We start from the raw sequence: 11,744 nt of genomic DNA on the forward strand, positions 1-11,744 counted from the left end.
ACCAGGTTAACCTTTGTACACAGCATGTGATCATGCGTAACTGGCGCTCTGTGAATGGACAATGTGTCCGTTTACAGGAGCCTGTTTACGTTACAACTTTGCTTGCAAAGGGGGAACAGATAGTGACGGGATTGAGTACTGTGTTGGTCGGAGGCGGATCGGCTATCGGTGCGGTTCTCCGCTACGGTCTTGGCAAGGGTATCGGTGCAGCGAATCACAGCGACTTCCCATGGGGTACGTGGATCATCAATATGCTTGGGACGTTGCTGCTCGGTATCTTCTATACAGAATTCTCTGTTGTTCATCACGATCCCCAGTGGTGGTTGCTCCTTGGCACTGGATTTTGCGGTGGATTTACAACTTTTGCTACGATGTCGGCTGACACAGTCAAGTTGTATCGCAAAACCCGGTTCCTCGCAACGCTGTACCTTGCAACGTCTCTCGGTTTGGGCTTTCTGCTGGCATGGCTCGCCAAACTGTGGTTGGCCTAAATTGGACGATTCTTAGCCACTTGTCCCTAAAGGGGACAACCTCCCAGCCATATCTTGAGAATAGGTGGGGGAGTGGTGCGAAGATGATGTCGGTCATGCTCAGCATCTTAGTTGGGATCGGATCCAACTTTGACAACTTCGCTTTTCAGTCCGCCCGTGATCAGCTAGAACGCCGTGCCCCGTGGGTATTTTATTATGCTGTAACAGCAATATCGGTGTTCTGTGTGATCATAGGTGGAATGACTGCGCTGCGTGTGTCGAGTATGATTCCCGGGCAGATGCGCTATGTTGTTGGAGCTGCAATCCTCGTCTGCGTCGGCAGTTGGAGTATGGTTCAGACGTGGCTTCCGTCTGCTTCTTGCGCGTCCACTGGTAGTCCATTGCGGCAAGTCGTTTTCTCATCCGGTGGCTTTCGTTTTGGACTGAATGAAATGATGTTCGTCGGGCTCGCCAACGGCTTGACTGCATTAACCGTCGGCTTTGGGGTTGGGTTTGCAAACTTGAGCCTGACGACGAGTGCTTTGTCCGTCGGGCTCTGTAATTTCTCAGTCCTGACGATCCCGGTGTGGCTCGGCATGAGTCCTAGACCACGAAAGTGGGGAAAGCACGTAATTCTGGTTTGCAGTGTGCTCCTGATTGTGAGTGCGCTTCAATTGTGACGGGTTTATGATCCACTTCACGGTGTGTTCTCCAAGCCAGTACAAGCTCAGACCTCCTACAACCCCGCAGACAGTGAATAGTGCGACAGCCCACACCCCGTAGGAAAGCAGCTGCTCTGAATCCTGAACAAATGATGAGAATGTGGTGAAGCATCCTAACAATCCGATGATGACTCCATCTCGAATCCAGGGCGCTGCAGGTTTGTGAATGACGAGTTCACCAATGACGCCGAGGAGGAACGAACCGATGAGATTGACTGCGATGGTGCCAAACAGCCCGATGCCCTCCAGGGCGAACCGGGCAATACCGCCGACAGCACCGAGAATCAAGATAGCTGCGATGTTCATCCATCATCCTCCTTTACGTCTCAACAACAAAAAATGGCCACTGCGAACGACAAACTCCGCAGTAGCCATTATCCCGTCGGATGTTATGGTGAGCTACATCACCGATTCAGTTACCGTATCCTATTCACGCAGCCTCTAATGTACCACGACAAGTGCCCAACTCTCAGCCAGACGCGTACGGAGTTGGGTTATCCCAGTCAATGACTGCACATCTCATGCCTGCTCTCATGCGTGCACATCTCATGCCTTGACCCAGGCAGCAGTCTTCTCTGCAGCCAAGAGGCCGCTTTGAACGCATTCGGGTACGGTGATTCCGTGATAAGCTGCGCCCGCCAGAAACACTCCTGGTGCATCCACTTTGAGGTGCTCTTCGACTTCCGCTACGAGTGCGAGGTGTCCGACCTCATACTGTGGAATCCCCTTTTCCCACCGTGTCAGTTTTCGGAACCATGGTTTGGCAGAGATGCCGAGTATGCGCTGAACGTTGTCCTCAATGCTTGCCAGAAGGTTGGTATCTTCCATACCCAGCCAATCTTGTTGACCGCGGCGCCCGACGTCGACACGCACGATGATCCGTTCATCACGGGTCAGATGCGGCCATCTGCGAGATGTGACCGTGATCTTGGTCACGTAGGCCGAAGCTGATGGGGGAACGAATACCTCTGTGCCTGGAAACCCCATCACTGTCTCAGCAGGATACCCAAGCAATACCGTTCCCGTCGAGACGTATCGAATGGCGCTCAGCTTTGCCGCTTTGGCAGATAGTGAGCACAATAGTTGCCCTGCAACGGGGGCGGGGGCAGCAACAACGACAGCATCGGCCAGGATGACCTCGGTGGTGTCCCTAACGCTTGTTTCAACCGTGTATTGACCGTTCTCAAAGCGTTGAATTTTGGTCACGGGACTGTCTGTGCGTATATCGGCGAAGTCCCGAAGTTCATCGAACAACCGCTCGGTGACGGTTTGCATGCCGTTTCTGAGTGTTAAAAGATGGCGCTGAAAGCGGTCTTTAAACTCTGTTTGCCTGGCGCCGTGAAGTACACTCCGATACCGAGTTTCCAACTGTGAAAGTTCTGGATAGGTTGCGGATAGGCCAAGGTCATCCAGGTTTGCCGCAAAGGCAGCCGACAGCAAGGGTTCGCAGACTTCAGTGGTCCACTCATCTCCGAGTCGACGGCGAAGGAACGCGCCGAGTGATGGTTCAGGATCGTCTGTACTCTCGTGATTCGATCTCGGGGCAAGGTAGTCCAACATGACTCTCCACTTACCTTTCGGAGAGACAAGGGGCGTGCGCCAAACCACTCTCCAATCAGCAGGAATCCCGAAATACAAAGGAGCGGGTACAGGTACGGGTCGCTTCTCCGAGAGAATATAAGAATGCTCGGCATCAGCAGGGCTTGGGACAATTTCAGCCTGCACCCCGAGGTTACGAATTAGATCATGCGCAGCCATGTGTTCGACGACCGAGTCTGCACCGAGTTCCAATACCAGATTGTCTTCCCGATACGTCAGGATCTTTCCACCAACACGAGAACTGCCTTCCAGCAGGATACATTCCACAGCCCCGCGTTCAAACAGTTGTTTCATGTGGTAAGCCGCGGTCAGTCCTGTTATGCCGCCGCCAACGATGACGACCCGTGGGCGCTTCACTGTCCGATACCCGGAATATCCTTCGCGCGGTTGAGAACGACATCACTTAACAGATCGAGAAAACGAGGGTCCGCGTTCAGCGATGCCGTCCGCTCAAGATGCATACCGAGTGACTTTGCTAATCCCTGGCATTCAATGTCCACGTCGTACAAGACTTCAAGATGGTCGGACACGAATCCGGTTGGGCAGATGACTACATCATTCTCACCCGCTTCATGAAGTTCTCGCAGAACGTCAAGAACATCCGGACCGAGCCACTTCTCTTCTGTTCGACCGGCACTCTGCCACCCAAAAGAGTAGTTCGTTAAACCAAGTGCAGCGGCGACAGCGTCTCCCGTCTCGCGAAGTTGTGTGGGATAGGGATCGCCAACCTGTAAAATTCTCTCTGGCAGGCTATGGGCGGTAAACAACACGCGAACAGCATCTTTGGATGGAAATAGCTTTAGGGCTTCAGCAACACGATCCGACAGTAGTTCAATGAACTTTGGCTCCAGGTGCCAACTGTCCACGTGAACGAAGTCGGGGTGACCAAGTTCTGTTGCTTTTTCATTGGCGGCCTTTTGGTAGTTCGCCACACTCATCGTCGAATAGTGTGGTGCAAGGACCAAGGTCACAGCATGCGAAACCCCATCCTGCGCCATGTCAGCAACAGCATCAGCGATAAACGGCGCATTGTGTTTCATACCAAGGTATACCTTGAAGCTACCTTGGTTTGACTTGTTGAGTCGTTCTTCAATGCCCTCTGCTTGTGCCCGGGTGATCTCGTTAAGAGGGGACACCCCGCCAATAGCCTGATATCGGTCTATCAAGTTCTGCAGCAGTTCCGGGCTTGGTGCGCGACCGCGGCGGATATGCGTGTAATACGCTTCAACTTCTTCCAGACTTCTTGGGGTACCATAAGCCATCACGAGCACCCCGATTGGCGGTGTTTGCAGCGGTGTTTGCATAGGAACAGCTCCTTTCTTAACTCAAGAGCGGCGTAACTTGTCACTTGTGTAGTTGTGAATGAATTCGGTCAACCTTTGCAAAGTCTCAACGGCAACAGGTGGGTCGTTATGTGTCACACCATGGCCAAGGTTGAAGATGAATCCAGGCTTGTCCATTGATTCATCGAGAATTTCACGGGTTCTGCGCTCCAAGGCTTCCCAAGGTGCAAAAAGGAGAATCGGATCGAGGTTGCCTTGAACAGGAAATTCATAGCCGATCCGTTCCCTCGCACTCCGAATGGGGACGCGCCAATCTACTCCGATGACCGTTGCGCCGGTCTCTGCAAACGACGTCAATAATTCGCCGGTCTGAACCCCGAAGTAAATCAGCGGCACACCGGTGTCTTTCAGTGCACTGAAGATGTCTTTCATTGTTGGCAGAATGTATTCCCGGTAATCCGCGACGGACAGGTTTCCAACCCAACTGTCGAATAACTGAATTGCAGCGGCACCAGCGGCCACTTGTGCCTTGGCGTAACGAACAATCATCGCACCCAGCTTGTCGAGCAAGGACTTCCATAAGGTCTTGTCGCTCCACATCAGTTGCTTTGTCCGAATGTAATTTCGCGATGGCCGTCCTTCAATCATGTAGCTGGCTAAGGTAAATGGAGCGCCTGTAAAGCCAATCAAAGGAACCGTCAGGTCGTTCTTCAGTAGCTCAATGCTGCGAAGGACGTGGGGGAGTTTCTCCTCCGGGTCGAAAACCTGCAACCTGTCAATGTCAGCCTTCGAACGGACTGGATTTGCAATCAGGGGTCCAACACTTTCCTTAATTTCAAAGTCTAATCCCATTGCACCAATGGGAATCATGATGTCGGAAAACAGAATTGCCGCGTCAACGCCGAGCTGCGTAACCGGCAGTTTTGTCACCTCATAACAAAGTTCTGGTTGGCGGCAGATCTCGACCAATGTATATTTTTCTCGAATCGCCCTGTATTCAGGCTGATATCGGCCGGCTTGGCGCATGTACCAGACGGGGATATGAGGGACGGGTTGCCTTGCACAGGCTTGTAAGAACGTACTCTCGAAAGGCATGTTTGGCTCCTTTGCGTGCCCCGTGGGACACAAAGTCTCACTTCAAGTTATAAACGTACTACAGAGTTCGACGCAACTATCTGAATGAACTAGTTTTGCACAACCACTCGACGGCAATCCAGTACAAACACGAAAGTCGGCGGACTACAGGCAGAAAATGTCGGTACGGTGGCAGGACAGATCCCTAATGTCCACCGGCGTGTTGTCAATCATTTTGCAGAAAGTGTTATAATGAAGGAGAAAGTCTAAGTATGAGGGGGATGGCAATGAGCCTCGAACTGGATTTCTATGCAATGATGATTCAGCCAATGCGTGATGAGTTGACGCAGATTGGCTTTCAAGAGTTGAAAACCCCTGAAGAAGTTGACACCGTAATGAATGACAAGGAAGGTACAACTTTGGTGGTCGTCAACTCTGTCTGTGGTTGTGCGGGCGGGATTGCACGCCCAGGCATCGCGATGTCACTTGAGACCGACAAACGCCCGAACCGTTTGGTGAGCGTGTTTGCAGGCCAGGACAAAGACGCAACGTCACGTGCGCGGGAGTACTTCGAAAATAACCCGCCTTCTTCGCCGTCTGTCTGGTTGTTTAAAGACGGTAAGCTGGTCAGCCAGCTTCACCGCAGTGACATTGAGGGCACGAGTGCCGCTCATGTGGCCGGTCGCCTGAAGGAAATGTACAACGCCTACTGCTAAGCTTCCAGTCGCAAGACACGCCTAACGATTACTCGCTTGTAAGACAGGTGTTGGGGTGGCTTGGGTACCCTGGGGCAGGCTCAAATGTATTAGAAGAGAGGGTATATCCCGTGATTCGGGTGTATCCTCTTTTTGTTGTTGGGTCGATACTCTTCGGATTACACGCGGAATTCAAACAGGGCTGTGCTAGAATAGGAGAAAGTTGTCGATTTACAGGAGGAGTGCGCACATGGCTGCCGTTGAAGAAAAAGTATGGCTGCATGTTGATGAAGCGATCGAACAGGTTCGAAACGTGTACTGTGTAGGGCGGAACTATCGCGATCATGCGACAGAGTTAGGCAATGCAGTGCCGAGTGAACCGATGTTGTTCGGCAAGTGGACACATGCGTTGACACCATGTCAGGGAACCCTTCAGTTGCCTGGTAAGCGCAGTAATATTCATCATGAACTTGAAATTGTGTTGTGGTTTGACCGTACGTACGAGCCCGGTATGGGCCTAAAAGAGGCAGTGGCGGGCGTGGCGCTCGGCATAGATCTGACCGATCGTGACGCACAGAATCGGCTGAAAGCGGCTGGACAGCCCTGGGAATATGCGAAGTCGTTTCCGAAGTCGGGTGTTTTGACTGATTTTTACCGTGTGCTTGATTTTGATGCACTTGTGACGACACCTTTTTCCATGATGATTGGAGACCGGGTTGTCCAGCATGGTCAGGCTGCTGACATGGTATTCCCATTCGATACCTTGGTAGAGTATGTCGGTCGGGAGTTCGGGTTCCAGGCTGGCGATATCCTTTACACCGGTACGCCTGCAGGCGTCGGGCCACTGTCAGATGGAGACCAACTGACGCTGAAGTTTGGAGACCGGATTTGGGGTGCTTGTTCGGTCGCACTGGACTAGGCTTTGTTCTCGGGAGTTACGATGTTCGCTTCACAGAGGCTCGTTCGGGCGGTGCTTGGTTGAATGAAGGTTGAATGAAGGTTGAATGAAGCTTGGTTTGAAGTGTTTTTAAGAAGCACGGTTTGAAGGAAGGGAGTCAAGAATGCCAAGGACGCATGGGGTTGAGCAGTACCTTGAAGCCATTTACATATTGACTGGTGAAGGCGTTACCGTACTCGGTTCGGTCCTCGCGGACTATTTGAATGTGTCGAGACCGACGATTACACAGACAGTTCAACGTCTGTCCAATGCGGGCCTGGTCACAATGGGGGCTGGCAAAGAAATTTCGCTTACGGATGAAGGGCTCGACAAAGCGGAGACGGTAGTACGTCGACACCGTTTACTTGAGCGCTGGTTAAGTGATGAACTGGGTCTCGACTGGGCGGATGCCCACGTAGAGGCGGGGCGGCTTGAGCACGCCATTTCACCGCTCGTCGAGCAGCGCCTGTACGAAAGGCTTGGACACCCTTTGACGTGCCCGCACGGGAACCTGATTCCTGGGACGGGTTCTCGGCAACCGCATGGCATGCGCCTGACGGATGTGGTTCCCCCGGCGCAGGTTGAGATTATTCGCATTTTTGAGCATGCGGAAGAAGACCTTGGTTTGTTGCGTTTTCTCCATCAAGCAGGGTTGATTCCTGGTGCCCAGGTTAACGTCAATCAAACCGAAAGTCGATATGAGGCTGGCGTGCCTGTGGAAGTGAACGGACAGGTCTATGCACTTGACCTCACGGTTGCGGAGCGGATCATTGTTCAACCTGCATCGGTAACGCAAAAGTCAGAGTAAAACCCACGGGTTGAACAAGACTCACATGAAGTTGAAGCCAAAGTAAAGCTCGCAGATTGTCGTGGGGTTGGCGTTTACTTGGCATAAACCGGGGCCATTCTGCTAACTTTAGGTTGTGAAACCGTAAAGGAGTGTTCAAATGGTCTCGGTGATGAAATTACTGCACTTTGTGAGCCTGTTTATGCAGAGGGCCAGGCTCAAGTTGCTGTTCCTTGGCGTTACGATGCTCGCCGTCCCGGTTGCATCAACGGCCCCTGTATATGCTTCGGACCGCGTGTTTCTCAACGCAAAGTCTGCCATTGTGATGGATGCGGACACTCATCAGGTCATTTATGCCAAAAACCCCGATCTGCAGCTTTACCCTGCCAGCACGACAAAGTTGATGACGGCAATCCTGCTGGTGACGCATTTGAATCCAAAGGATCCAGTGTACATCAGCAAGGAAGCAGCCAGCCAACCACGGGTTCGACTCGGTCTGAAAAGCGGGACCACGATCACCGCTGACGACGCACTCCGTGCGGTCATCATGAAGAGTGCAAACGATGTGGCCTATGCCGTTGCAGAGACTGTCGGGGGTTCCCAGCAGGGTTTCGCCCGGATGATGAACTTGAAGGCGCGGTTGCTCGGATGCACCCACACGAACTTCGTAACGCCAAACGGTTTGCATGATGATGCGCACAAGACCACGTCACGCGACGTAGCCTTGATTTTAGCAGAGGCCGTAAAGTATCCAAGGATTGTCGCCGCGATGCAGACGAAGGACTACAGTATTGCAGGCAAGCCGTTTCACAACGGCAACCGAATGCTTTATGTAACGAACACCACCTACGGCCAAACAATTGGCGGAAAAACGGGCTACACTTCAAAAGCCATGTACTGTCTTGCTTTTGCAGTCAAACAGCATGGACATACCCGGGTGTCGGTTGTCCTTGGAGCACCGAGAAAGAGTTTCATGTACCGCGAGACACGGCGGTTGTTAGACTGGTCCTATCGTGATAAGGCTGTTCAGTTGGTGTAGTGATTGACACGACTTGGGGCAGAGCGAACAGGGCGAACTCCCACACATTCAAACAGGCCGTCACAGCATAACGTAGGTTAGGGCTGAGGCGGCCTGTTTGATTCACCTGATACACGGATACCTTATGACTGTTCCGTGTTTCGGTGATAAGAAAGGGAGGATGCTCCGTGGGAAGGTCAGTTGCATTGGCATATGTGCTCTGGTTCTTTTTGGGGAGTCTCGGAATCCATCGAATGTACTGTGGACGCGTGGGCAGCGGTGTGACAATGCTGGCGCTGACGATTATCGGCGGCATCACCTTTCCAATCCTCATTGGGCACATCCTGGTGTTCATTGTCGGAGTCTGGTGGCTTGTCGATTTGTTTTTGACTGCAGGCATGGCCCAGCGGGCCCGATGATGAACAAGGTGGTGGAATCGATGATGAGCAAGGTGGAAGAAACATTGTTTCGGTGAGAGCAGATGATGGCGATGTCAGTGTGGAGATAAAGGAAGAGGATCTTGAAGGGAACGGAGATAGAGGGAACGGAGATGGAGGGAACGGCCATATCGCGAAAGCAAGTTAAAGCAACCAACTTCTGAGGTTTGATCTGAAATCGATCCTCTGGTATCGTATCATTATTGTCTTCCTGTGACCGATGACAGGTGAGGACTCGGGTCGTATTGCGGCCGAAGCCTTGTTGTTGGGCAGGTTTTTCTGTGTATATGGGAGGTTGTGCAATGCTGAAAATTGGCGATGTTCAGATTGATAATCCTGTCATCTTGGCACCGATGGCCGGCGTCTGCAATCCGCCCTTTCGAAAAATAGCCAAGCGGCTGGGTGCGGGTATGGTTTGTGCGGAAATGGTCAGTGACAAAGGGTTGGTGCATGGCAGTCTCAAAAGCCAACAGATGTTGACCATCTTGACGGATGAACACCCAGTAAGCCTGCAACTCGTTGGTTACGATAAGGAATCGATGGTCGCTGCAGCGGAAATGCTCGGTGAGACCAACGCAGATTTGATTGATATCAACATGGGATGCCCTGTGTTGAAGATTTATAAAAACGGATCGGGCGCAGCACTTGCCCGGGACCCCAAATATGCTGCAGACATTGTCAAGGCGGTGGTGGAACGTGTCAACAAACCGGTCACCGTCAAGTTCCGCAAAGGATGGGACGACGATTCTGTGAATGCGGTCGAGGTCGCGAAAGCGGTCGAGCAGGCTGGTGCGCAGGCAGTGGCTGTCCACGGGCGTACCGCTAAACAGCTGTACAGTGGACAAGCCGATTGGAGCATCATCCGCCGCGTCAAAGAGGGTGTCTCGATACCTGTGATTGGGAACGGTGATGTGACCGATCCGATGGCGGCGAAACGCATGCTCGAAGAGACTGGTTGCGACGGTGTAATGGTGGGCCGAGCTGCACTTGGCAACCCGTGGGTGTTCCGCGAAATCAGCCACTTCCTGAGCACTGGCAAAGAACTTGCCGAACCGGATGCTGTGGAGCGGATCGCTGTGGCGATTGAACATTTGCACCTGCTCTGTGATTACAAAGGTGATGTCGTAGGTGTCCGTGAGATGCGCAAGCACGCGGCATGGTACATCAAAGGCCTGCCTGGGTCTGCCCAGATGCGCGATATCGTCAACACGCAAACCACTCGGGATGGTATGGAGAATGCACTTCGGGCGTTCCTCGATGAGGTGCTTGGGATCGCGGTGTAAGACGAGCAACATCATCGACAGTCTCAGGCCCAGACTCTAACGTTATAGTCTGGGCCTTCATTGCAACGGCCACGATACACCGGCTAATTTTTTGGCAGCGACTAAGGCAGCCCGATTTGCCCCGATTGGCTCTGGCTTAGTCGGTGGACGCGACTAAGGCAGCTTGATTTGCCCCGATTAACCCTCGCTTAGTCGGCGAAACCGACTTAAGGCGCAAAAAATGAGGAGTTAAGTCGCTCGGAGCGACTTAACGGATCGCGCAGCCTCCTGCTAAGTCGGTGGAAGCGACTAAGGCAGCCCGATTTGCCTCGATTGGCCCTTGCTTAGTCGGTGGAAGCGACTTAAGGCGCAAAAAATGAGGAGTTAAGTCGCTCGGAGCGACTTAACGGATCGCGCAGCCTCCTGCTAAGTCGGTGGAAGCGACTCAGGCAGCCCGATTGGCCCGATTGGCCCTTGCTTAGTCGGCGAAACCGACTTAAGGCGCAAAAAATGAGGAGTTAAGTCGCTCGGAGCGACTTAACGGATTGGCCAGCCTCCTGCTAAGTCGGTGGAAGCGACTAAGGCAGCCCGATTTGCCCCGATTGGCCCTTGCTTAGTCGGTGGAAGCGACTTAAGGCGCAAAAAATGAGGAGTTAAGTCGCTCGGAGCGACTTAACGGATTGGCCAGCCCCCTGCTAAGTCGGTGGAAGCGACTAAGGCAGCCCGATTTGCCCCGAGTGGCTCTGGCTTAGTCGGCGAAACCGACTTAAGGCGCAAAAAATGAGGAGTTAAGTCGCTCGGAGCGACTTAACGGATTGGCCAGCCTCCTGCTAAGTCGGTGGAAGCGACTAAGGCAGCCCGATTTGCCTCGATTGGCCCTTGCTTAGTCGGCGGAAGCGACTTAAGGCGCAAAAAATGAGGAGTTAAGTCGCTCGGAGCGACTTAACGGATTGGCCAGCCTCCTGCTAAGTCGGTGGAAGCGACTAAGGCAGCCCGATTTGCCCCGATTGGCCCTTGCTTAGTCGGTGGAAGCGACTAAGGCAGCCCGATTTGCCCCGATTGGCTCTGGCTTAGTCGGCGAAACCGACTTAAGGCGCAAAAAATGAGGAGTTAAGTCGCTCGGAGCGACTTAACGGATTGGCCAGCCTCCTGCTAAGTCGGTGGAAGCGACTAAGGCAGCCCGATTTGCCCCGATTGGCCCTTGCTTAGTCGGTGGAAGCGACTTAAGGCGCAAAAAATGAGGAGTTAAGTCGCTCGGAGCGACTTAACGGATTGGCCAGCCCCCTGCTAAGTCGGTGGAAGCGACTAAGGCAGCCCGATTTGCCCCGAGTGGCTCTGGCTTAGTCGGCGAAACCGACTTAAGGCGCAAAAAATGAGGAGTTAAGTCGCTCGGAGCGACTTAACGGATTGGCCAGCCTCCTGCTAAGTCGGTGGAAGCGACTAAGGCAGCCCGATTTGCC

General features: G+C 52.9%; 12 protein-coding genes. 8 read left to right on the forward strand and 4 right to left on the reverse strand.

The window, feature by feature from the left end; genetic code table 11:
• The first annotated feature begins 122 nt into the window (after positions 1 to 122).
• Together crcB and AN477_RS25955 are read left to right on the forward strand one after the other, a co-directional pair.
• The gene (crcB, locus tag AN477_RS18780; protein ID WP_054970705.1) at positions 123 to 491 is read left to right on the forward strand and encodes a fluoride efflux transporter CrcB; all 369 of its coding nucleotides are present in this window, start codon (positions 123 to 125) and stop codon (positions 489 to 491) included.
• A 239-nt stretch (positions 492 to 730) separates the two neighbouring features.
• Positions 731 to 1,150, forward strand: coding sequence for a manganese efflux pump (locus AN477_RS25955; protein WP_425388200.1), 420 nt, complete (start codon positions 731 to 733; stop codon positions 1,148 to 1,150).
• Here AN477_RS25955 and AN477_RS23955 read toward each other — a convergent pair.
• The 4 genes from AN477_RS23955 to hemE all read right to left on the reverse strand — a co-directional run bounded on the left by AN477_RS23955 (position 1,037) and on the right by hemE (position 5,169).
• A complete protein-coding gene (locus AN477_RS23955; RefSeq protein WP_083486451.1) occupies positions 1,037 to 1,498 on the reverse strand; it encodes a FluC/FEX family fluoride channel in 462 nt (153 codons plus the stop codon). The genes AN477_RS25955 and AN477_RS23955 overlap by 114 nt on opposite strands.
• A 240-nt stretch (positions 1,499 to 1,738) precedes the next feature.
• The gene (hemG, locus tag AN477_RS18790; protein ID WP_054970706.1) at positions 1,739 to 3,148 is read right to left on the reverse strand and encodes a protoporphyrinogen oxidase; all 1,410 of its coding nucleotides are present in this window, start codon (positions 3,146 to 3,148) and stop codon (positions 1,739 to 1,741) included.
• A complete protein-coding gene (hemH, locus tag AN477_RS18795) occupies positions 3,145 to 4,095 on the reverse strand; it encodes a ferrochelatase (RefSeq protein WP_054970707.1) in 951 nt (316 codons plus the stop codon). Before hemH ends, hemG begins: the two co-directional genes overlap by 4 nt.
• Before the next feature lie 21 nt (positions 4,096 to 4,116).
• Entirely contained in the window at positions 4,117 to 5,169 is a 1,053-nt protein-coding gene (gene hemE / locus AN477_RS18800; RefSeq protein WP_054970708.1) for a uroporphyrinogen decarboxylase, read from the reverse strand.
• Positions 5,170 to 5,435: 266 nt separating this feature from the next.
• Between hemE and AN477_RS18805 the strand changes: the two genes are divergently transcribed.
• The 6 genes from AN477_RS18805 to dusB all read left to right on the forward strand — a co-directional run bounded on the left by AN477_RS18805 (position 5,436) and on the right by dusB (position 10,305).
• Positions 5,436 to 5,864 (forward strand): BrxA/BrxB family bacilliredoxin, encoded by a 429-nt coding sequence (locus AN477_RS18805; protein WP_054970709.1) that lies wholly within the window; start codon positions 5,436 to 5,438, stop codon positions 5,862 to 5,864.
• Between the two features lie 229 nt (positions 5,865 to 6,093).
• Entirely contained in the window at positions 6,094 to 6,762 is a 669-nt protein-coding gene (locus AN477_RS18810; RefSeq protein WP_245631891.1) for a fumarylacetoacetate hydrolase family protein, read from the forward strand.
• A gap of 142 nt (positions 6,763 to 6,904) precedes the next feature.
• On the forward strand, positions 6,905 to 7,588 hold the full coding sequence (locus AN477_RS18815) for a metal-dependent transcriptional regulator (RefSeq protein WP_054970710.1): 684 nt from the start codon (positions 6,905 to 6,907) through the stop codon (positions 7,586 to 7,588).
• A 139-nt stretch (positions 7,589 to 7,727) separates the two neighbouring features.
• Entirely contained in the window at positions 7,728 to 8,606 is an 879-nt protein-coding gene (locus tag AN477_RS18820) for a D-alanyl-D-alanine carboxypeptidase family protein (protein WP_245631892.1), read from the forward strand.
• Positions 8,607 to 8,773: 167 nt separating this feature from the next.
• Positions 8,774 to 9,004, forward strand: coding sequence for a TM2 domain-containing protein (locus tag AN477_RS18825; RefSeq protein WP_054970711.1), 231 nt, complete (start codon positions 8,774 to 8,776; stop codon positions 9,002 to 9,004).
• 320 nt (positions 9,005 to 9,324) lie between these two features.
• Positions 9,325 to 10,305: a tRNA dihydrouridine synthase DusB gene (gene dusB / locus AN477_RS18830; protein WP_054970712.1), complete on the forward strand. Its 981-nt coding sequence runs from the start codon at positions 9,325 to 9,327 to the stop codon at positions 10,303 to 10,305.
• Positions 10,306 to 11,744: the final 1,439 nt, after the last annotated feature.

This window comes from Paenalicyclobacillus ferrooxydans (assembly GCF_001399675.1).
GTDB lineage: Bacteria > Bacillota > Bacilli > Alicyclobacillales > Alicyclobacillaceae > Alicyclobacillus_B > Alicyclobacillus_B ferrooxydans.